19 protein-coding genes are annotated in these 19286 nt (G+C 62.0%); 9 read left to right on the top strand and 10 right to left on the bottom strand.

Annotation, left to right across the window (positions count from 1 at the left end; all coding sequences use genetic code 11):
- Positions 1 to 60 precede the first annotated feature (60 nt).
- Positions 61 to 1554: a histidine--tRNA ligase gene (gene hisS / locus SIN04_RS19600; RefSeq protein ID WP_341264166.1), complete on the bottom strand. Its 1494-nt coding sequence runs from the start codon at positions 1552 to 1554 to the stop codon at positions 61 to 63.
- Positions 1555 to 1701: 147 nt separating this feature from the next.
- On the opposite strand from hisS, the gene SIN04_RS19595 reads away from it, so the two are divergent.
- On the top strand, positions 1702 to 2508 hold the full coding sequence (locus tag SIN04_RS19595) for a DUF2076 domain-containing protein (RefSeq protein ID WP_341264165.1): 807 nt from the start codon (positions 1702 to 1704) through the stop codon (positions 2506 to 2508).
- 42 nt (positions 2509 to 2550) lie between these two features.
- Here SIN04_RS19595 and SIN04_RS19590 read toward each other — a convergent pair whose 3' ends face one another.
- A complete protein-coding gene (locus SIN04_RS19590) occupies positions 2551 to 3801 on the bottom strand; it encodes a glycosyltransferase (RefSeq protein WP_134491997.1) in 1251 nt (416 codons plus the stop codon).
- A gap of 70 nt (positions 3802 to 3871) precedes the next feature.
- A complete protein-coding gene (locus SIN04_RS19585) occupies positions 3872 to 5065 on the bottom strand; it encodes a glycosyltransferase family 2 protein (RefSeq protein ID WP_134491995.1) in 1194 nt (397 codons plus the stop codon).
- 624 nt (positions 5066 to 5689) lie between these two features.
- Here SIN04_RS19585 and SIN04_RS19580 point away from each other — a divergent pair.
- From SIN04_RS19580 to SIN04_RS19570, 3 genes are all read left to right on the top strand, one after another.
- Positions 5690 to 7048 carry a DEAD/DEAH box helicase gene (locus tag SIN04_RS19580; protein ID WP_341264164.1) on the top strand — a complete coding sequence of 453 codons (1359 nt, stop codon included), beginning with the start codon at positions 5690 to 5692 and terminating at the stop codon, positions 7046 to 7048.
- A 77-nt stretch (positions 7049 to 7125) separates the two neighbouring features.
- Positions 7126 to 7776 carry a maleylacetoacetate isomerase gene (gene maiA, locus SIN04_RS19575; RefSeq protein WP_134491991.1) on the top strand — a complete coding sequence of 217 codons (651 nt, stop codon included), beginning with the start codon at positions 7126 to 7128 and terminating at the stop codon, positions 7774 to 7776.
- A gap of 108 nt (positions 7777 to 7884) precedes the next feature.
- Complete coding sequence (locus tag SIN04_RS19570) at positions 7885 to 8388, top strand: TspO/MBR family protein (protein WP_134491989.1); 504 nt, start codon at positions 7885 to 7887, stop codon at positions 8386 to 8388.
- A 4-nt stretch (positions 8389 to 8392) separates the two neighbouring features.
- Here SIN04_RS19570 and SIN04_RS19565 read toward each other — a convergent pair whose 3' ends face one another.
- The gene (locus SIN04_RS19565; protein ID WP_134491987.1) at positions 8393 to 9436 is read right to left on the bottom strand and encodes a patatin-like phospholipase family protein; all 1044 of its coding nucleotides are present in this window, start codon (positions 9434 to 9436) and stop codon (positions 8393 to 8395) included.
- A 17-nt stretch (positions 9437 to 9453) separates the two neighbouring features.
- A complete protein-coding gene (locus tag SIN04_RS19560; RefSeq protein WP_134491985.1) occupies positions 9454 to 10239 on the bottom strand; it encodes a 3-hydroxybutyrate dehydrogenase in 786 nt (261 codons plus the stop codon).
- Positions 10240 to 10401: 162 nt separating this feature from the next.
- Here SIN04_RS19560 and SIN04_RS19555 point away from each other — a divergent pair, with 162 nt between their 5' ends.
- The 3 genes from SIN04_RS19555 to SIN04_RS19545 all read left to right on the top strand — a co-directional run bounded on the left by SIN04_RS19555 (position 10402) and on the right by SIN04_RS19545 (position 14112).
- A complete protein-coding gene (locus tag SIN04_RS19555) occupies positions 10402 to 10908 on the top strand; it encodes a transcriptional repressor (protein WP_134491983.1) in 507 nt (168 codons plus the stop codon).
- Positions 10909 to 11072: 164 nt separating this feature from the next.
- Positions 11073 to 12389 (top strand): flavodoxin-dependent (E)-4-hydroxy-3-methylbut-2-enyl-diphosphate synthase, encoded by a 1317-nt coding sequence (ispG, locus tag SIN04_RS19550; protein WP_134491980.1) that lies wholly within the window; start codon positions 11073 to 11075, stop codon positions 12387 to 12389.
- Between the two features lie 118 nt (positions 12390 to 12507).
- Entirely contained in the window at positions 12508 to 14112 is a 1605-nt protein-coding gene (locus SIN04_RS19545; protein ID WP_134491978.1) for an outer membrane beta-barrel protein, read from the top strand.
- Between the two features lie 31 nt (positions 14113 to 14143).
- Here the strand turns inward: SIN04_RS19545 and SIN04_RS19540 are convergent, their stop codons facing one another.
- On the bottom strand, positions 14144 to 14824 hold the full coding sequence (locus SIN04_RS19540) for a DUF1345 domain-containing protein (RefSeq protein ID WP_134491976.1): 681 nt from the start codon (positions 14822 to 14824) through the stop codon (positions 14144 to 14146).
- 39 nt (positions 14825 to 14863) lie between these two features.
- Entirely contained in the window at positions 14864 to 15793 is a 930-nt protein-coding gene (locus SIN04_RS19535) for a polyprenyl synthetase family protein (protein ID WP_134491974.1), read from the bottom strand.
- 112 nt (positions 15794 to 15905) lie between these two features.
- Here SIN04_RS19535 and mtgA point away from each other — a divergent pair, with 112 nt between their 5' ends.
- Complete coding sequence (gene mtgA / locus SIN04_RS19530) at positions 15906 to 16595, top strand: monofunctional biosynthetic peptidoglycan transglycosylase (RefSeq protein ID WP_134491972.1); 690 nt, start codon at positions 15906 to 15908, stop codon at positions 16593 to 16595.
- 137 nt (positions 16596 to 16732) lie between these two features.
- Positions 16733 to 16921 (top strand): 50S ribosomal protein L32, encoded by a 189-nt coding sequence (gene rpmF, locus SIN04_RS19525; protein ID WP_012589860.1) that lies wholly within the window; start codon positions 16733 to 16735, stop codon positions 16919 to 16921.
- A gap of 176 nt (positions 16922 to 17097) precedes the next feature.
- Here rpmF and tal read toward each other — a convergent pair whose 3' ends face one another.
- The 3 genes from tal to SIN04_RS19510 all read right to left on the bottom strand — a co-directional run bounded on the left by tal (position 17098) and on the right by SIN04_RS19510 (position 19282).
- Positions 17098 to 18054, bottom strand: a complete 957-nt coding sequence (gene tal / locus SIN04_RS19520) for a transaldolase (RefSeq protein ID WP_134491970.1) — start codon at positions 18052 to 18054, stop codon at positions 17098 to 17100.
- 329 nt (positions 18055 to 18383) lie between these two features.
- Positions 18384 to 18749, bottom strand: a complete 366-nt coding sequence (locus SIN04_RS19515; RefSeq protein ID WP_134491968.1) for a hypothetical protein — start codon at positions 18747 to 18749, stop codon at positions 18384 to 18386.
- A 116-nt stretch (positions 18750 to 18865) separates the two neighbouring features.
- Complete coding sequence (locus SIN04_RS19510; protein WP_134491966.1) at positions 18866 to 19282, bottom strand: EF-hand domain-containing protein; 417 nt, start codon at positions 19280 to 19282, stop codon at positions 18866 to 18868.
- Between the last annotated feature and the right edge of the window lie 4 nt (positions 19283 to 19286).

Below are 19286 nucleotides of genomic sequence, written 5' to 3'. Positions count from 1 at the left end.
GTTTAGCAGGCGGAAGCGTTGGTTGCGACTGCTTTTGCTGGAAAATGTGAATTGTTGGGCTCAATGGCGGCCCAAAACCTCTTTGACCGCTTCGACCAGCCCGGATTCGGGAACGGCGAATTGCGCCTTGGCGCGCAGTTCAAGGTAATCCGCGCGATCCTTGCTGGCGCCGGCGAGTTCGGCGCCGAGCGCAAGGTCTCGAATGGCGACCTCACCTCTTTCGCGCTCGTTGGACCCCTGAATGACGGCGCAGATCGAGCCGCGCTTGTCGGCATATTTCAGCTGCGCGTTCATGCCGGACTGGCCAAGGTAGAGTTCGGCGCGAATGCCCGCCGCCCGCAACGCGGAGACAAATTTCTGGTAGCGCGGAAGCTCGCCCTTATCGAGCGCGAGCACCACCACCGGGCCCTGTTGCGGCCTGGCGGAGACGATCGGCGATCGAACCGCCTTCAGCGCTGAATAAAGCCGCGACACGCCGATGGAAAAGCCGGTCGCGGGTATGTTTTCGCCGCGGAAGCGGCCAACGAGCCCGTCATAGCGGCCGCCGCCGCCGACCGAACCGAAGCGGATCGGCTTGCCGTCCTCGCCGTCGATTTCAAAGGTGAGTTCGGCCTCAAAAACGGGGCCGGTGTAATATTCGAGGCCGCGGACGACGGATGGGTCGATGCGGATGCGGCCGTCATTATAGCCGGCCTGAGAAATCAGTTCGGCGATCTGTTCAAGTTCCGTGCGGCCTTCTTGGCCGATCTCACTGTCGGCCAATCGGATATCTATTGACGCTATATGATCTTCCCACGCCTTTTGTGGGTCGATGAGCCCAACCACAAACTCCTGCTGGCCAGCATCCAGTCCCGCGCCCTTCGTAAAATCCCCGCTCTCGTCCTTGCGCCCGGGCCCGAGCAGCAGCTTCACACCCTCTGGCCCAAACTTGTCGAGCTTGTCGATGGCGCGCAGCACGATCAGCCGCCGCGCGGCGTTCGCCTCGCCGCTGAGCCCGATCGCCTCCAGAACGCCGTCCAGAATCTTGCGATTGTTCACCTTGATGACGTAATCGCCGCGCCTGACGCCGAGGCGCTCGAGCGTATCCGCCGCCATCATGCACATCTCGGCGTCGGCCGCGACTGAGGCGGAGCCGACCGTATCGGCGTCGAACTGCATGAACTGGCGAAACCGCCCCGGTCCCGGCTTTTCGTTGCGAAACACATAGCCGGCGCGATAGCTGCGATAGGGTTTCGGCAGACGATCGAAATTTTCCGCCACGAAGCGGGCGAGCGGCGCCGTCAGGTCATAGCGCAGCGACAGCCAGCTTTCGTCATCGTCCTTGAACGAAAAGACACCCTCGTTCGGCCGGTCGAGATCGGGCAGAAACTTTCCCAATGCGTCGGTGAATTCGATGAACGGCGTCTCGACCGCCTCGAAACCAAAGAGTTCATAAGACTCTTTGATCGCGGCGAGCATTTTTTCGGTCGCGGCGATCTCCGCCGGCCCGCGGTCGCCAAAGCCGCGCGGCAGTTTTGCGCTCGCGCGTTGCGTAGTTTTCGTGTCGTCGTTCATTAAATCCTCGTAACTCCCGTGCTTCATACGAGGCGCGAGGCGAAGCGGCAAGGGATGCCGTCAGGCAACGCCCCTTGGCGGGCGCCGAAAACGGCTTATGTCTTATGCGGCGATAAGGAATTCGCCGATTTTGCACCGGAGAAGGCAATGTCACCCGAGGAACGTCAGTTGCTCACAGGCCTGTTCGACCGCATCCAGAGCGCGGGCGCCAATCCGCGCGACAAGGAAGCGGAGGCCTTCATCGAGGACGCCGTCAAGGCGCTTCCCTATGCGCCTTATCTCCTCACCCAGACCACCATTGTTCAGGATCAGGCGCTGCGCGCGGCCAATGACCGCCTGCAGCAGCTGGAGGCGCAGGTGCGCGACCTCGAACAGCGCGCCGCACAGCCGCAACAGGGCGGCGGCAGCTTCCTCGGCGGCCTCGGCTCCCTGTTTGGCGGCGGCAATCCGCAGCCCTCTCCCCCGCCGCAACAGCCGCGCGCGCCTTCGCCGGGCTGGGGCCAGCCGCCGCAGCAGGGCGGCTGGCAGCAGCCGCCACAACAGCAGCCCGCAGGAGGACCGTGGGGCGCGCCGCAAGGCGGACCGATGGGTGGCGGCTTTGGCGGCGGCGGCCCCATGGGCGGCCCAATGGGTGGTCAAGGCGGCGGCTTCCTCAAGGGAGCGCTCGGAGCCGCGGCTGGCGTCGCCGGCGGTGTTCTTCTCGCCGATTCAATCAAAGGCTTGTTCGGCGGCCACAATAATGCGCTCGGCATTGGCGCCGGCGTGCCCGGCGTCGATCAGGGGCTGGCGGGACTTGGCGGCGGCCGCGAGACCGTCGTCAATAATTACTATGGCGATGATGCGGTTCGCCAGCAGGACGCCCAGCAGGACGCCGATCAGGATCAGGACGACATACAGGACGCCGCCGACTACAGCTCGGACTATGGCGACGACGACAACAGCACGGACGTCTAGAGCGGGCTTCATGGACGGCGCCGCCGGGGCCGTGAGGCTGCCTCATTCGGGCTTGCGCAGCGCATGCGCCAAAACAACGTCGACATAGGCGTCGGCGCTGTGGCTTTGCCTGAAGGCTTTAGCGAGAGCCGCCGCGCGGCCGTGGCTCCCCTGCAAGCGTCCGGCGAGCCGCTCGACGGCGTCGGCGAGCGCCGGCGCGTCGTAGGGCGAAAAAATCTCGCCCTCGGCTTCGCCGCGCGTGATGCTGTCTCCGGCAAAAGTTCCCTTTGAGGCGACTACAGGCCTGCCGGCGGCGGCGGATTGCGTAAAGATGCCCGATCCTCGAAGACCGAAAAGAATGGGATCATAGGGCAAAAGCATCGCGTCGATCCGGCTCGTCTCAGCGGCGTAGTCTTGTCCGTTCAGAACGCCCTCGATCAGCCTTATGCCCTGCATCCGCCGCAGTTCGGCCTCGGCCGCAACCGTCGCCGGCTCCCAACCGCAATGTTGCAGCTGGACGGTGAAATCAGCCGCCAGCCCGCGCGCGCGACAGATCTCTATGGTCTTCGGCAGCAGGTGAAATCCCTTATCGGATTTGGAATTGCCGAAAAAACCAAAGACCGGTCTTTCCGCGGGCGCCGCCGCCGGCGCGACATCGCCAAATGGCACGGGGAGAATGTCCGTTTCAATGCGAAACGTCGTGCGATAAAGCCGTCGCATCGCCTCGTTCTCGGTCGTAAAGAACAGCGTCTTTCCGATCAGCGGCCGGGCGAGAGCGAAGGCTTTACGATAGAGTTTGGTCCCAAGCTTTGCCGGGCGACCCCATGCCGTCCAGTTCGGCCCGAACATGAGTTGACAGAGAACGCGTGGCCGCGCTCCTTCGGGCCTTGCCAGCAGAGCGTGGACCAGTCCAAGAATCTCATTCTGGGAGCAAGCGGGAACAACGATAAGATTGTCCGCGCTCCAGGCGTCAGGCGGCAGCGCCCTTAGATCCTTTTCGAAAGAAGCATTCAAGACGCGCCATGTGTCGATCTCCGACGGTTGTGTCGGATCTGCCTTGAGGCCGAGGATTTTTGCGAAAAGCGTTCGCCGGCGATCATGTTCGCGCTCGGAAATGACAACGGCGAAATAGAGTGGATAGTTGAAGTGTGGAAGAACGCCCAGTTCTTCAGCGACCGAGGCCTGCATGGCCTTCGTCCCGAACCCCAGGTGACGAACTCCCCGGCGCGTCAGCGCCTCTCCGACCTGTTTGATCAGGCTGTAGCTGTGCTCGCCACGGCCGATCAGCCCGTTGTCCAGGAAAATAATATCCATGCCACCCCTGCCCCCGGACGCCACGCAACGAGCAATGCGCCCCCGGTCTCGTTGGGACGTCGGGGATTGACTATTTGCGCGGGAGCAATCGCGCGCCCCAGGCCTTCAACGCCCGGATGATCGAATGACGTTGGCGGGCCCGCCAATAAGCAACGAGCTTGCGTCCGAAGACATCGGCAAGCGCATCAGCTTCGGTCTCGAGCCTTTCCGCGAGATAGCTTTTAGCGGCGTTATTGCGCGAACGCAGGGGCGGCCAAATATCGTTGATCGCCTCGAGAGCCCGGATAAAGCAGGAGGCCTCATGGAGGCGGCTATTGAACATGCGGGCGTTGGCGACGCAATGGTCAATGATCATCTCGCGCGAGCGCAAGTCGAGATCATTGGGGCCGAACCTGTCGTAGTTCAGAACGCCATGGAGGTGAGGATGCTTGGTGAAGCCATTGCCGCCATGCATCCGGTAAATCGACAAGGGCCGGTCGATCAGCACGCTTCCCGTCAGAACGCTGATCCCGCGAATAAGGTAAGTGTCAATCGCATAGCGCAAACCGGGCAACGCTGGATCGCCGATAAATAGATCGAGCGCATCGCGGCGAAAGCAATTGCCCGAAGTTGGCGACCACACCCATGACGCGACGTTCATGGGCTCGATAAGCCGGACTTGCGCCTTGATCGATGCGTCCATTTTCTGCAAGGGCCAGAATTCGGGACAGATCGAGTCAAAATTTCGCAGAAGATCAGCGGTGTTTTTGGTTTTTTCCAGCGCCTGCGCATTGTCCCCGCGGATCGTGCTAAGGACAATCCGTGAATTGAGGGCCTGCATCATGTCCGAGGATGTGAGGCCGACGGGAAGGCGCAGAGACAAATGCACGAAGACATGCGTTTCGACAAAGGCCGATACCAAGACATCGTCGGCGTCGAGGAAGACGATATATTCGCCAGAACTCGCCGCAAAGCCGTCGACACAAGCGGCGCATTGCCCCTCATTGCGCGCGCGCCTTAAAACCACGGCGCTCGGATAATCCGCGGCGATCTCAAGGAGAACCTCTGCGCTCTCATCCGTCGAGGCGTTGTCAACGATAATACACTCGATGTTCGGATAGTTTTGCGCAAATATCGAATCGACGGCCTGGCGCAGGAAGCGCCCATAATTGTAATTAACGACGATCACGCTGACCATAGGCAGATCAAATGTCGACGCCTTTTCGGCGCCCGCCCAAATCTTGTGCTTTAAGTCATTGCCAATTTTGATCGTGAGGTCGTCCATCAATCTCAATGTTCTCCTTGATTCTCCCCGAAGAGCGATGTCCGTTTGCGCGGCGATCTCCGCGAACGAACCTGATGCAAGAAACGCTCCGGGGTTTTTCTACTGGAAGTCTGAGCCCCCTCTGATGACGCCGATTCAGCCGGAGGGTTGGGGCGCGCTAGGAAGGCTGCCCGAGTTCGTTCTTCAAGTCAAATAATCGAGAGCAAATCAGTTGGCTGCTCCATGAGCTTTACGCGAGCCGCAGCTTCGGCTTCAGGCTGCATCGCTCCGGGCAGACGGCGGATTCGTCATATATACTTCAAATACTACCTGAGCGGGCGGCATTTTATAATAGAGGCGCTACGCGGTGGAAAGCGCCGGGGGGCGTGGATAATCTTTAAGAGAATCCGGTAAACTCCCGCGGTAAGCCGATCTGGCTTGACTTTTCTCTGCAAACCAGCGATAGAGGATCATCTGCCTAAGTGTAGATGTTGGCGCTCCGGTTGCGTGAAGGATAGCTTGCTATTCTCCTGTCGGGCGCACCAGCGCACTCCGCTCGACAGCCCAGGCACGCAGGGCGTCCAACCTATCTGAAGCCCCAGCTCCGCCCAAAAGGCGGCCACGGGCTCATCGAAAGATCCCCCATTGCAAGATTTCTCCGGACTCGGCTTGGCCGCGCCCCTTCTCCTTGCCCTGAATAAACTCGGCTACACGGCGCCGACGCCCATTCAGGCGCAAGCCATCCCCCATCTCATGACGGGCCGCGATCTCGTCGGCATCGCTCAAACGGGCACGGGCAAGACGGCCGCCTTCGCCCTCCCCATCCTTCATCATCTCATCACTCATCCGCAACAGGCGCCGCGTGGCGGAGCCCGCGTTCTGGTGCTGAGCCCGACGCGCGAACTCGCCAGCCAGATCGCCGAGAGCTTCCGCAGCCTCGGCTCGGAAATGCAGCTTTCCGTCCAGGTGGTGTTTGGCGGCGTGCCGCATGGCGCGCAGATCAGGGCGTTGCAGCGCGGTCTCGATGTTCTCGTCGCAACGCCCGGCCGTCTCGTCGATCATCTCGACGCCGGCGCCGCGCATCTCGGCAAGACTGAATTTTTCGTGCTCGATGAAGTCGACCAGATGCTCGACCTCGGTTTCGTCAAGTCGATCCGCCGCGTCGTCGGCACGCTGCCGAAGCGCCGCCAGAATCTGTTCTTCTCGGCGACGATGCCAACCGAAATCGCCAAGCTCGCCGGCGAACTCCTCAATGATCCCGTCCAGGTCTCGGTCACGCCGGTGGCAAAGACGGCCGACCGGGTCAACCAGCAGGTGCTTTTCGTCGAGACCCATCGCAAGCGCGACGTTCTCGTCGATCTCTTGTCCGACGCCGGAATGGCGCGCACGATCATCTTCACCCGCACGAAGCGCGGCGCCGACAAGGTGACGCAGCATCTCGACGCGACAGGCATCGCGGCGGTCGCGATCCACGGCAACAAGAGCCAGAATCAGCGCGAACGCTCTCTCGCGGCTTTCCGCGCCGGGCGCGTGCGCGCTCTCGTTGCAACGGACATCGCCGCGCGCGGCATCGATATCGACGGCGTCACCCATGTCGTCAATTTCGACCTGCCGGAAGTTCCCGAAGCCTATGTTCATCGCATCGGGCGCACCGCGCGGGCGGGCGCCGAAGGCGTCGCGATTTCGCTTTGCGACGGCGCCGAGCGCGACCTTCTTCGCAATATCGAAAGGCTGACGCGCCTTAACCTGCCGACGCAGGACCGCCGCGCGGCGCCCGGCTCGCCGGAGGCAAAGCCGCCGGCGCGGAGCGCAACCTCGCCGCGGCCGCAGCAGGACAGGCGGCCAGGCCCAGGCGCCTCGCGTCCGCAAGAACGCGGTTTCGGCGCGCGAAGCGCCGGCGCGCCGGGCTCGAATGGGCCGTCGGCGTCAAGGCCGCGTTATAATAGCGCAAGGCCGCAGGGCGAAAGACGCCGCGGCGATCGCGACGCCATCCAGCCGGCGTAAGCTTCCAGCGTTCGCCGCCGCTCACTGGAGCTCCATGCTGTTTCGTGGCAGCATGGAGCCGCTGGCGGAGAGGCTTTATGAAGATATTCACATTCTGGCGCTCGCTCGCGAGTTTTCGCGTCCGCATCGGGCTTAATCTCAAGGGCCTGGCGCCCGAGCAGGTCTTCGTCGATCTTTTCAAGGGTCAGCATTGCGCGCCCGCCTATCTCGCGATCAATCCGCAGGGCCTGCTTCCCGCGCTCATCGAGGGCGAGGGGCCGCCATTGGTGCAATCCCTCGCCATTCTCGAATATCTCGACGAGACGCATCCATCTCCCCCGCTCCTGCCAGCCGACCCGCGCGGACGCGCAAGGGCGCGCGCGCTCGCGCAAATCGCGGCGGGAGACGCGCATTCGCTGGTGACGCCCCGCGTGCGCGGCTATCTCGCAGCTGAATTCGGCGTCGATGAAACCGGCCAGACGAAATGGGCGCATCATTGGCTGGGGCTCGGCCTGCAATCAATTGAAGAACATTTGACTCGCGAGAGCGAGACCGGCCTCTATTGTCACGGCGACACGGTGACCATCGCCGATATTTCGGTCGTCAGCGTCGCCGTCGGCCATCAGCTTTTCGGCGGCGCGCTCGACGCCTATCCAAGGCTTGCGGAAATCATCGATCGCTGCCTCCAACTCGAGGCGTTCAGCGCCGCCCACCCTTTGAAGCAGCCCGGGGCGCCAAAAGCGGCGTGAGAACGAGGCGTTGATGTTCAAAGCCCAATTCGACGCGATGGCGCGATACAACGCCTTTGCCAGCCACCGCCGCTATGATGCGGCCGACTCAGCCGGCGAGGCCGCGCCATGAAAGACGCGCCGCTTCTGACAGGCGCCGCGCGCTCCCTGTTTCGTTTGGTCGCCTGCTTCGCGCTTTGCTATGCAATCGCGGCGATCGAAGGCGCGGCCACCGCGCCGCAGATTTCAGGCTGGTACGCAACGCTGGCAAAGCCGGCCTGGACGCCGCCGAACCTTGCTTTTCCGATCGCCTGGACCATCCTTTACGGGCTGATGGCGATTGCGCTCTGGCGGCTTTGGGACCGCGCCCCGCCATCGGCGGCGCGCCGGCGCGCCCTGATTTTATTCCTTGTTCAGCTGGCTCTCAACGCGAGCTGGTCGCCCGTCTTTTTCGGGCTCCACGCCATTTGGGCCGGCTTCGCCATTATCCTGCTGCTCGTCGGAACGCTCGCGGCGACCATGTGGCAGAGCGCCAAGGCTGATCGGATCGCCGCCTTTCTGCTTGCGCCCTACCTTGCCTGGATCAGCTTCGCGGCGGCGCTGAACGGCGCTGTCGCCCTGCTCAATTCCTGAAGCGCTACCTGTACGCCATGCGCAGATCGAGCGTCGCTTCGACGCCAATCTTCTCGTAATGCGCGCCGAGCCATTGTTTGCCCGCCTCGCGGCCAAATCCATGCAGCTTCTGGATCATGGACCAGGAGGCGTCGATTTTGGTCGAGGCCGCGAAGGGCTCAAGGAATTTCCCGCCGTCGATGCGATGCGCGAGCGTGCGCATATATTGGTCGCCCGTCAGTCTGCCCTTGTCGATCAGCCTGTTGACGAAATCCATTGCGCGGAGTTCGCCCATCAGCGCGCCGTTGAATGTGATTTCGTTCAGGCGGTCCTGAATGTCGCGCGCGGACTTCGGCGTTTCATCGCGCTCGATGGGATTGATCTGCACGATCAATATATCGGGGCACGCGGTCTCGTAGAACAATGGAAAAAGCGCCGGATTGCCCATATAGCCGCCATCCCAATAGGGGACGCCGTCGATCTCCACCGCCTGAAAAAGGAACGGCAGGCAGGCCGACGCCATCACATGATCCGCGGTCAGATCCTTGCCTTCGAAGATGGTGACCCTGCCGTTATGGACGTTCGTCGCCGTAACGAACAGCTTCAGCTCGGTCATGGCGCGCACTTTTTCAAAATTGATCATTTTGATCAGATGGTCGCGCAGCGGGTTGATGTTGAGCGGATTGAACTCGTAAGGGCTCGCATAATGGGTCAGGAAATCCGTCCACCAGAAGGCAAGGCTGCGCTGCAGCGGCAGATCGCGGAAGAACATGTGGATGATTTTTTGCTGCGCGGGAGAGAACGCCGCCGCGTCGCTGATCGAACGCCAGAATTTGGCGAGGCTCTTGCGCGCGCCCTTGCGGCCGCCTTCGAGATAACCCTCGGCAAAAACGACGGCGTTCATCGCGCCGGCGCTCGTTCCCGTAATCGCCTCCACGTCCAGCCGTTCGTCTTCGAGGATGGCGTCCAGCACGCCCCATGTGAAGGCGCCATGCGAACCGCCGCCCTGCAGGGCCAGGCTGATTTTTTTCTGGCCGTTCCAGTCGTCCGGCGCGACGGATTCAGTCATGGCTTCCTCGATTCAGCTTATTCGGCCGTCCAGCCGCCGTCGATCGAGATATTGGCGCCAGTGATCTGGCAGGCCGCATCGGAGGTGAGGAAAACCGCGAGCGCGGCGACCTGTTCGACGGTGACGAATTCTTTGGTCGGCTGCGCCGTCAAAAGCACGTCATTGATGACTTGCTCGCGCGTCAGATGGCGCGCCGCCATCGTGTCCGGGATCTGTTTCTCGACGAGCGGCGTCCAGACATAGCCGGGCGAGATGCAATTGACCGTGGTTCCGAATTTGGCGAGCTCCAGCGCGGCCGTCTTGGTCAGGCCGTCGATGCCGTGCTTGGCGCTCACATAGGCCGATTTGAAGGGCGAGGCGACTTTTGAATGGGCCGAGGCGGTCGAGATGATGCGGCCCCATTTGCGCGCCTTCATGCCCGGAATCGCCGCGGCGATCGCATGGAAGGCGGCGGACAGATTGATCGCGATGATGAGGTTCCAGGTGTCGATCGGAAACTCCTCGATCGGCGCGACATGCTGGATCCCTGCGTTATTGACCAGAATGTCCACGCTGCCGAAGGCTTTCTCGGCGTCCGTCACCATCGCGCGAATTTCCTCGGGCTTCGTCATGTTCGCCGGCGAATAGCGCGCCTTGACGCCGAAATCCTTCTCGATCGCCGCCCGTTCGGCTTCGATCGCCGCCGCGTCGCCAAGGCCGTTGATCGTGACGTTGGCGCCTTCCTTGGCGAAGGCGCGCGCCATGGCGAGCCCGATGCCGCTGGTCGAACCGGTGACGATGGCGTTGCGCGTTTGCAGGGTCATGATGAACTCCGTGGTGAATGGGCGCGGATGGACTGGCGGGACTGCCGGGCTGACAATAAATCTTTACCGGGTTGACGAAGATCTTACCAAGCGCGCTCCGGCGCGGAATCGCCCCGGGGGCAGCCGGTCGCCTTACCTGCATAATTGCGATATATTACGGAGATGACAATTTTGCGCGCATCGCCCCCCCGCCTCGACCATCAGGATCATGACCATTCGAAAAAGCCCGATGGCGAGACCGCCTTGAACGCGGCGCTGACACTGTGCCGCCAGGAAGGCATCGCTTTGACTCCGAGCCGGCGCCGCATCCTCGAAATTCTGGCGCGCGAGAGACGCCCCCTCGGCGCCTATGATCTCATCGACCGCGTCGCGGATCTTACCGGAAAACGCCCGGCGCCGATTTCAATTTATCGCGCGCTGGATTTCCTGCTTGAAAACAGCCTCGTTCACCGGCTGGCCTCGCGCAACGCCTATCTCGCCTGCGGCCACGGCCACGCCCGCGAAGCGCCGATCGCCTTTCTAATCTGCGACGTCTGCGGCGAAGTGGTCGAGGCCAATTCCGGCGCGCTGCGCGGCAGTATCGCGGAGCTGACCAGCGAGGCGCATTTCTTTCCGCGCGCACAAGTCATGGAAGTGACGGGCCTTTGCCAGGCCTGCGCGGCGGCCTAGCAGCCAGGTCCGGCCTTTCGTCTCGCGCCGGGCGCCAATATGCCGACTTGACGCGAAAATCGTTTTTGGCCACGACTGTCGCGGCTCCGTCGGTTAGGATCGCGCCGCGCCGGCGGATGATCGCGCCTTGAGGCGCTTTCGAAAACTTCGGGAAACCGCCCCGCATGAGCTTGCTTCAAGAAACGCCCTTCGAAACAGCATCGGCCTCCTCCCGCTACGCTGACGCGCAGGAGGCGGGACCGGCGCCGCGCCGACGCTCGGTCAGCGTCATGGTCGGATCGGGCGCGGCGGCGGTCCGGGTCGGCGGCGGCGCTCCGATCGTCGTTCAGTCGATGACCAACACCGATACGGCCGACATTGACGCGACCGCCGCGCAGGTGGCCGCGCTGGCGAGAGCCGGCTCCGAACTCGTGCGCATCACGGTCGATCGCGACGAGGCGGCCGCCGCCGTGCCGCATATTCGCGACAAGCTCGCGCGTCAGGGCTGCTATGTCCCGCTCATCGGCGATTTCCACTATATCGGCCACAAGCTTCTCGCCGACCATCCGGCCTGCGCCGAGGCGCTCGACAAATACCGCATCAATCCGGGCAATGTCGGCTTCAAGGACAAAAAGGACCGCCAGTTCTCCGCCATCGTCGAAATGGCGATCAAGCACGGCAAGGCGGTGCGTATCGGCGCCAATTGGGGTTCGCTCGATCAGGAGCTTCTGACCGCCCTGATGGATGAGAACGCAAAAACAGCCGCCCCCGTCCCAGCCGACGCGGTGATGCGCGAGGCGATGGTGCAATCGGCGTTGCTCTCCGCCGCGAGGGCTGAGGAAATCGGGCTGCCGCGAGACAAAATTATCCTCTCGGCCAAGGTCTCCGCCGTACAGCAGCTGATCGCCGTCTATCGCACGCTGGCCCGCCGCAGCGACTACACGCTGCACCTTGGCCTCACCGAGGCCGGCATGGGCTCGAAAGGCATTGTCGCCTCCTCCGCCGCCCTCGGGATTCTGTTGCAGGAAGGCATTGGCGATACGATCCGCGTCTCGCTGACGCCGGAGCCCGGCGGCGACCGCACGATTGAGGTGAAGGTCGGTCAGGAAATCCTGCAAACCATGGGTTTTCGCACTTTCGTGCCGCTGGTCGCCGCCTGCCCCGGCTGCGGGCGCACCACCTCGACCGTATTCCAGGAACTCGCGCGCGACATCCAGACCTACATCCGCGATGAAATGCCCCTCTGGAAGACCCGTTATCCCGGGGTCGAGACGCTGAACGTCGCGGTCATGGGCTGCATCGTCAACGGACCCGGCGAATCGAAACACGCCGATATCGGCATCTCCCTACCCGGCACGGGCGAAACGCCGACCGCCCCGGTTTTCATCGACGGCCAGAAGGCGATGACCTTGCGCGGCGAAGGCATCGCGGCCGAGTTCAAGACGATCGTCGACAATTATATCGAACGCCGCTTCGGCGGCGCGAAAAGCGCGGCGGAATAGACTCGAACACATCGCGGCTTGGTCGATTGGAGCAGACGCGCGGGAGACGCTCGTGCGTTTTCCATTGCGCCGGCGCTGATCGTTGGCGATTGTCGTCATGGATCATCGGGGGTGATACATGAATCGCGCGCTTCTCGTCGCAGCAGTCGCCGCATCGTCATTATTGCCGCCGGCGCCGTCATCGGCTGGCGAGGCGGCGCCGGCCGCTTTGTGGCAGGGCTTTTATGGCGGCGTGAACTGGGGCGTCGCGACGGGCGAGACCAAATGGTCTGATCCGGGCGGCATCCTTGCGGCGCGCACGCCACGCTACCCGGCTTCCTCCGGCCAGAACGGCCTCTTCGGCGGCGGACAGATCGGTTACAATGTCACCGTCGGCCCGTGGGTCGCCGGCCTTGAGGGCTCGGGCGCAGCTTCAAATCTCTTTGGCCACGCCATATGCGGCGGCGCTCTTGGCGCGCAGGATGGCTTGGGCTGGACCTGCGAATCAAACCTCCGCGCGCTTGGCGACGTGAGCGGACGCGCTGGCTATGCGGTCGGACGCGCGTTGATCTTCGGCAAGGCGGGCGCCGCCATCGCCAACGAGGCTTTCGCCGTTCCTGTCTTCGTCGAAAACCACAACGGCATTCGCCCAGCAGGCGGCCAGACCCGTTTTGGCTGGGTCGTCGGCGCCGGCGTCGAATACGCTTTATGGCCGCATTGGTCGGTCAAGGGCGAGTTCGACTATTACGACTTCGGGCCCGGACAGATCGGCCTTTATGATCCCTATTACGGCGACGTCTCGCATGTGAGCGTTCGCCACAGCGTGCAACTGTTCAAGCTCGGCCTCAATTATCGGTTCAACGACGAGGCGCCCGAGATATCCGCGCCCATGCTGCCGATACTTGGCGACGTCACTGGCGAGTTCGGCGGCCGATTCGGCGTAACGACCGGCTATTTCCAGAAAAACCTCTTCGCGTACTCGCCGACCCTGGTCTCGCGCCTCGCGTGGAATGATCTCAGCGCCGGGGCGATCGAGGGCTTCGCTCGCGTCGACCATAGCTCGGGCGTGTTCGTGAAAGGATTTCTTGGCGGCGGCAGCCTGTTCGGCAGCCATATGACCGACGAGGACTATCCGCCGGTTACGGAGCCTTATTCGAGGACACTTTCGCAGCAGCAAAAAGGGAGCAATTTCTCCGCTGTCGCTGATCTCGGCTATAGCGCGCTGCGCGGCGAGGGCTGGAAGATCGGCGGCTTCGTCGGATACAGTTACTACCAGCAGGCGCTCAACGCCTATGGCTGCGCTCAGGTTGCGAGTTCGCCGATATGCGCCCCATCGGACAATATTCCCGCCGGCCAACTCATATTGAGCGAAACGGAACATTGGAACTCGATTCGTCTCGGCCTCGCCGGCGACGTCATGCTAACGGATCGCGTCAAGCTCGCCGCCGAGGCGGCATGGCTGCCCTATACAAAATTCGGCGGCGTCGACAATCATTGGCTGCGTCCCGATATCAATCCGATGACCGAAACGGGGTGGAAAGGCGACGGCCTTCAACTCGAGGCCTCGCTATCCTATTTTGTCACCGACCGCGTAAGCATCGGCGTCGACGGCCGTTATTGGTCGCTTCGCACGCCAACCGGCTATACGCAGTTTCCAAATTCGCCCACGATCCAAAGAATGGATTTCAAATCCGGCCTCTATGGCGCGTTCGTGCAGATCGGCTACCATTTTGGCGGCTCCTGAAGAATGAGGCGCTTCAGAAGCGCGCCGTCGTTCAGATGAGCCCCGCCGCAATGTTGATCGTGAGCGCAAGCACCGCGCTGTTGAAGAAAAACGACAAAATGGAATGCACCAGCGACACGCGGCGCATCTCCTTCGCCGTGATTTCGACGTCCGCGGTCTGCGAGGCGACGCCGATAATGAAAGAAAAATAGAGGAAGTCGAAGTAATCGGGGTCATCGGTTCCCGGAAACTTCAGGCCGCCCGCCTCATGCGGCTCCTTGCCCGGCTCGGCGTCGAGTTCGTCGAAATATTCATGCGCATAATGCAGTGCATAGGTCAGATGGATGAAGGTCCAGGCGCTGATGATGGTCGCGGCCGCCAGCGTGACATGCAGGCTTTTGGTCATCCCCGACATATCCTTGGTGGCGCCAAGCTGCGCCACAATCGCCCCCATTGAAGCGATCGCGGCTAAACTGGTCAGAATGAGGACGAGGAATCGTCCCTCATCGCTGGCCTTGGCGCGCCGGCGCATGGATTCTGGGGTAGAGGTGACGACAAGCACGGCCGAAAGAATAAAATAGAGCCATGTGCCGATATTCCATGCGATCAAAAGCCGTGTCGCGAGCCGGAAATTGGCCGGAAGGAGAAAAGTGACCAATATGCCGAGCGCAAGGCCGGCGAAAAGGCGCGGATGGCCCCGGACTGTGAGATAGGGATAGTCTATCCGCACCATGGCCCGCCTCTTCCTGAGCATCGGACGTCTTAACAGCCTTCAGCTGGCGCGCCGGGCGACAAAGCGCGCCGCCTCTTTGAGGATCATAGCGTCCGCGCCTTGCGAGAAGCAGTCCAGCGCGGCGATTGCCTCGGCAGCAAGTCTGTCGCGCCGCTCACGCGCGCCTTCAAGGCCGAGCGCCGCGACAAGCGTAGCCTTGTTGCGCCCGGCGTCCTTGCCGGCGCGTTTGCCAAGCACCGCCTCATCAGCTTCAACGTCGAGAATGTCGTCCGCAACCTGAAAGGCCGCGCCGAGGGCGAGGCCATAGGCTGAAAGCGCGGCCCTCGCCCTCGCGTCGGCCTTGCCGATGATGGCGCCGGCGATCACCGAAAAATGCAAAAGGGCGCCGGTTTTCATGGATTGAAGCCTGATCACGGCCTCCGTTGTATGCGCTGCTTGCGATTGTTCGGCCTCGAGATCGAGCACCTGTCCGCCGATCATGCCGCCGAAGCCGGCGGCGCGGGCAAGCTCCAGCACAAGCCCGGCGCGGATCGCCGCATCTTGATGGGTCGCGGGATCGGCGATCACGTCGAAGGCGTAGGTCAGAAGGCCGTCGCCGACGAGGATCGCGGTCGCTTCATCATAAGCCTTGTGCGTCGTCGGCCGTCCACGTCGCAGATCGTCATTATCAAGAGCCGGGAGATCGTCGTGAACCAGCGAATAGCAATGGATCATCTCGACCGCAGCGGCGGCGCGGAAAACGCCCTCGCCCTCAACTCCGAACAGCCGCGCCGTCTCGACGAGCAGAAAGGGGCGCAGGCGCTTGCCGCCGCCAAGAGTCGAATAGCGGATCGCGTCGAGGAGACGCGCGGGCCTTGCGATCTCGCCGGGAAGCGTCGCCGCGCCAAGCAGGCGATCCAGAATATCCTCAGCGCCTTCCGCGACTGTCTTCAACCGCGTCTCGAATTCCGCCGCCGCGCCCTCAGTCATCGTCGCTTCATCCCACTCGCCGGCCGGGCGAACCCCGCCAAACCAATCGCGCCAAACCAATAAAGTTCAGGCTCGGCTTGCCCGATCGGAGAAGATCGGTCAAGGCTCGCGCATGGCGTCGCGGTTCAGCCGAGCTGGTTTTGTCGGCAAATTGTTCATCATCCTCACCCGGCTCGCTCTGGCGTTCGCGCTTGGCGTCGTCGCGCTGGCCTTCGCCTACCGATATGTGACGCCGACGTCGACGCTGATGCTGGCGCGGGAGATTGAAGGCGAGCCGGTCCAGCGCCTCTATGTTCCGCTTGCTCAGATATCGCCCAATTTGCGCGCGGCGGTCATCGCGTCGGAAGATGCGTTGTTCTGTCGCCATCACGGGGTCGATTGGGGGGCGTTGCGGGAAGTGATCGACGACGCCGACGCGGACGGGCCCTCGCGCGGCGCCTCGACGATCACGATGCAGACGGCCAAGAACCTGTTTCTATGGCCTTGGCGCTCGGCCATCCGCAAGGCCATCGAAATCCCGCTGGCGCTGCTCATTGATTTCGTCTGGCCGAAGCGGCGCGTGCTCGAAATTTATCTGAACATCGCCGAATGGGGCGACGGCATTTTCGGCGCCGAGGCGGCGGCGCAGCGCTATTTTCAGAAAAGCGCGGACAGGCTTGACCTCCGCCAGGCCGCCCTGCTCGCCTCCGCGCTGCCCAATCCCCGGCTGCGCGACCCAGCGCGTCCTAGCCGGCAGCTGAGCCGGCGCGCCGCGACCATCATCGCCCGCACCCGGAGCACGGACACGGCCTGCGTCAATTAAGGCCCGGATCGAACCGAGTGGCGCTCTCGTGGCGATTTGAGATAGCCAGCGCGGTTTTTTCATTGTATGAGGCGCGTTCACACCTGAGTTCACGTCGAGCCGCAAGGTTCGCTTAACAGCTTTATCGAGACTGATCCATGGCCGTTCCGAAACGCAAAACCTCCCCCATGAAGCGCGGTTTCCGCCGCTCCGCCGATGCGCTCGCGGCCCCGACCTATGTGGAAGACAAGGATTCCGGCGAGCTGCGCCGTCCGCACCACGTCGATCTCAAGACCGGCATGTATCGCGGCCGCCAGATTCTGACGCCGAAAAACAAAGAAGCTTAAGCTTCTTTTCTACCGCGCCGGCGCCAGACCGCTGTCTGGCAAGGCGGGGCGAAGCGCCGAGCGGCTGTCTTCAAGGACGAGCGGCGCAATGCTCAGGCAGGCACGCTTCCACAGGACCGGCCGCGATTCATCTCAAGCTACGAATGAATCGCCGCCCGTTGATCGCCTGAGCAGGCTCAGGCGACGGCGAGGAGCCGCTGCGACACGAGTTCGCGCAATGACCGCAGATCACGCGAGAACAGCCTGATCCCCTCCGCGAGCTTTTCCGTCGCCATAGCATCCTCGTTCAAGAGAAAGCGGAAGGTTTTCTCATCGAGATTGAGCCGCGCCGACGCCCGATGAGCCGCGCTCGCAGGGTCTAGGCGACGCTCCAGGACGCCGTCGTCCCTGGCGAGATCGTCGAGCAATTGCGGCGAAATGGTCAATCGGTCGCATCCTGCCAAAGCTTCGATCTCGCCCTTGTTGCGGAACGAAGCGCCCATGATGACGGTCTTGACGTCGTAGGCTTTGTAGTAAGCATAAATCTGCTTGACCGAGAGAACGCCGGGATCGGTTTCGGCCGTATAGGTCTTGCCTTCGGTCTTGACGTGCCAGTCGAGAATGCGGCCGACGAAAGGCGAGATTAGGAATGCGCCTGCGTCGGCGCACGCGGCCGCCTGCGCCAGCGAGAAGATCAAGGTCATGTTGCAGTCGATCCCTTCGGCCTGAAGGATCTCGGCCGCCCTGACGCCCTCCCATGTCGCGGCGATCTTGATGAGGATGCGCTCGCGCCCGACGCCGCGCCTCTCATATTCGGCGATGATCTCCCGCGCCTTCGCCACCGTGCCTTCTATGTCGAACGAGAGGTCCGCGTCGACTTCCGTCGAGACCCGGCCCGGAACGATTTTGGTCAGCTCCTCTCCGAAATTGATCGCCAGCCGATCCGCCACCTCGCTTGTCAGATGATTGTGGCTGCGTCCCCAGACGATCGCTTCGGACAGCAGCGGCGCATAGGCCTCGAGCTGAGCGGCTTTCAGAATAAGGGTTGGATTCGTGGTCGCGTCCACGGGCGCGAAGGCGCGCACAGCCTCCATGTCGCCGGTATCGGCGACAACCGTGGTCATGGCTTTCAGTTGATCGAGCTTTGAGGGCATGGGCCTTCCGATGTCGCACGCGTTTGAATAGACGCTTTATATCGCAAGGCTCTTTCGAGCGCATCGCCTGTTTGACAATGGCCAGACACAAAGAAGGCTTCTGTCAAGGCGCATCACGGCAGCTCTTCTCTGGCGCTGATCGCCGCGAGAGCTGCCGCTTGAGGAAGACGGCTCCGCGCCGGCGCGAAGTCAGCGACACCGGCCAGCGCCGCCCGGGAAATCATTCAATTAATCGATCAATTTCAGAAGAACAATGAATTATACAGATTGGATTTCCCGCCCTATCTATTGGTCATGAAACGGATGGAACCAACCCATCCCGATCAGCACTAGTGTTCTCGGCCATAGCCCAAAAATGCCAACTCGCCGAAATCACGCGCCTTTTTGCCGTGTTCAAGCGAGTCGCGAACAGGAGAAAAATTATGATTGGATTGCGCAAAATCACCACTGGCGGCTTCGCCGTCGCCATGATTGAACTCGCCTTCGCTGCAGCGTCCCCGCACGCCATGGCTTTCGGCATTATCCCCACTGATGGCAGGAGGTGGGCGACCATTCTCACCCAGGAGAATGAAGGATATCCAAATCCCGCGGGCGACAGCCGCTGCGCTTTGGCGAGCCGACCGGTCGTTGACGCACACGGCCATTTTATGGGCTATCACACGTTCAACGTCTGTAAATGAAAAAATTGAGAACAAATGGACAACATCCAGAGCGCGCGCCGGGGCTGCAGGCCTTTGCTCTGATCAACGCGACAATCTGGAGAGACGGAGCCAGACGGCGTGAACGCCGTCTGGACAAATTGGCGGCCCAACTAGTCGATGAGGCGCTTCAGGGCGCGCCCGGCCTTTGATTTCAGTTCCTTGGCGTCGAGCGTGCCTTCATTATCGACGTCCGCCTTCTTGAACAGATCTTCGACGATGGCGAGATATTCGTCCTTGCTCAGCGTCCCGTCATTGTCGGGGTCCGCCGCCTTGAACTCTTTCTTGCCGATCACCCTTTTGACTTCCTTGCTGTCCAGCGTGTCGTCGGAATCCTTGTTCAGTTTGTCGAATTGCGCGCCCGCAGCGCTCTTCACCTCGGCGAGATCGAGGGTTTTGTCGCTATCCTTGTCATATTTCGACACCACATCGGAGGCGGCCAATGCAGCCGGCGCCGAATGCAGGACAAGCACAGCCGCCAACAGACCGCAGCAGGAGATTTTTGCCAAAATCGAGCTCTTATCCAGCATTCTT

The sequence above is a fragment of the Methylocella tundrae genome (genome assembly GCF_038024855.1).
Taxonomy (GTDB): domain Bacteria; phylum Pseudomonadota; class Alphaproteobacteria; order Rhizobiales; family Beijerinckiaceae; genus Methylocapsa; species Methylocapsa tundrae.
The sequence above is the reverse complement of the archived record's forward strand: the minus strand, read 5'-3'. Positions and strand labels throughout refer to the sequence as shown.

Excerpts from the sequence above, each read along its gene's own strand:
- hisS (WP_341264166.1), bottom strand. The coding sequence starts at position 1,554 with ATGAACGACGACACGAAAACTACGCAACGCGCGAGCGCAAAACTGCCG.
- SIN04_RS19595 (WP_341264165.1), top strand. The coding sequence starts at position 1,702 with ATGTCACCCGAGGAACGTCAGTTGCTCACAGGCCTGTTCGACCGCATC.
- SIN04_RS19590 (WP_134491997.1), bottom strand. The coding sequence starts at position 3,801 with ATGGATATTATTTTCCTGGACAACGGGCTGATCGGCCGTGGCGAGCAC.
- SIN04_RS19585 (WP_134491995.1), bottom strand. The coding sequence starts at position 5,065 with ATGGACGACCTCACGATCAAAATTGGCAATGACTTAAAGCACAAGATT.
- maiA (WP_134491991.1), top strand. The coding sequence starts at position 7,126 with ATGAAGATATTCACATTCTGGCGCTCGCTCGCGAGTTTTCGCGTCCGC.
- SIN04_RS19570 (WP_134491989.1), top strand. The coding sequence starts at position 7,885 with ATGAAAGACGCGCCGCTTCTGACAGGCGCCGCGCGCTCCCTGTTTCGT.
- SIN04_RS19565 (WP_134491987.1), bottom strand. The coding sequence starts at position 9,436 with ATGACTGAATCCGTCGCGCCGGACGACTGGAACGGCCAGAAAAAAATC.
- SIN04_RS19560 (WP_134491985.1), bottom strand. The coding sequence starts at position 10,239 with ATGACCCTGCAAACGCGCAACGCCATCGTCACCGGTTCGACCAGCGGC.
- SIN04_RS19555 (WP_134491983.1), top strand. The coding sequence starts at position 10,402 with ATGACAATTTTGCGCGCATCGCCCCCCCGCCTCGACCATCAGGATCAT.
- ispG (WP_134491980.1), top strand. The coding sequence starts at position 11,073 with ATGAGCTTGCTTCAAGAAACGCCCTTCGAAACAGCATCGGCCTCCTCC.
- SIN04_RS19545 (WP_134491978.1), top strand. The coding sequence starts at position 12,508 with ATGAATCGCGCGCTTCTCGTCGCAGCAGTCGCCGCATCGTCATTATTG.
- SIN04_RS19540 (WP_134491976.1), bottom strand. The coding sequence starts at position 14,824 with ATGGTGCGGATAGACTATCCCTATCTCACAGTCCGGGGCCATCCGCGC.
- SIN04_RS19535 (WP_134491974.1), bottom strand. The coding sequence starts at position 15,793 with ATGACTGAGGGCGCGGCGGCGGAATTCGAGACGCGGTTGAAGACAGTC.
- mtgA (WP_134491972.1), top strand. The coding sequence starts at position 15,906 with ATGGCGTCGCGGTTCAGCCGAGCTGGTTTTGTCGGCAAATTGTTCATC.
- rpmF (WP_012589860.1), top strand. The coding sequence starts at position 16,733 with ATGGCCGTTCCGAAACGCAAAACCTCCCCCATGAAGCGCGGTTTCCGC.
- tal (WP_134491970.1), bottom strand. The coding sequence starts at position 18,054 with ATGCCCTCAAAGCTCGATCAACTGAAAGCCATGACCACGGTTGTCGCC.
- SIN04_RS19510 (WP_134491966.1), bottom strand. The coding sequence starts at position 19,282 with ATGCTGGATAAGAGCTCGATTTTGGCAAAAATCTCCTGCTGCGGTCTG.